Below are 615 nucleotides of genomic sequence, written 5' to 3'. Positions count from 1 at the left end.
TTGCGCATGGTCAGCAGAACCTCCCAGCCGATATCGTTGAAGCCACCGATTACGGCCGCAATGATCACCATCGACAAAGCCGCCATAAGGCATTGATTCACGCCGACCATAGTCTGGGTCGCGGCCGCTGGGATTTCCACCTGAAACAGTTGCTGGAACCGCGTACCACCGGACATGATGGCGGCCTCTTTGATCTCGGGCTCGACCCGCTCCAGCCCCAGCATCACATTGCGTGCCATGGGCGGTGCCGCGTAGATGGCCGAGGCGATCAGACCCACCACCGGGCCAAAACCAAAGAGCAGCAGCAAGGGCGTCAGATAAGCAAAGGTTGGCACAGTCTGCATGACGTCCAGCACGGCCTGAACAAAGTTTTTCACGCGAGGGATCTCATTGGCCAGAATGCCGATTCCTCCACCCACAACCAGCGCCACAGGGACCGAAACGGCCACCAGCGCCAGAGTGTTCATGCTTTCAGCCCAATAACCCGAGGCCAGCACGAAGCTGAGGCCGAATAACCCCAGCGCGGCCATTGGCAGCCCGCCCAGATACCAGCCCAGCGCGGTGACAAACCCGATCAGGATCGGCCATGGCGTATTTGCCAGAACGAAATTCGCC

At 59.7% G+C, this 615-nt stretch carries 1 protein-coding gene; it reads right to left on the bottom strand.

Annotation, left to right across the window (positions count from 1 at the left end):
• The coding region (locus tag ACR0C6_RS21955) for an ABC transporter permease (RefSeq protein WP_480621292.1) at positions 1-615 on the bottom strand (615 nt) is incomplete at both ends.

The sequence above is a fragment of the Ruegeria sp. AL12 genome (assembly GCF_056540885.1).
This window is presented reverse-complemented; position numbering and strand designations above follow the sequence as displayed.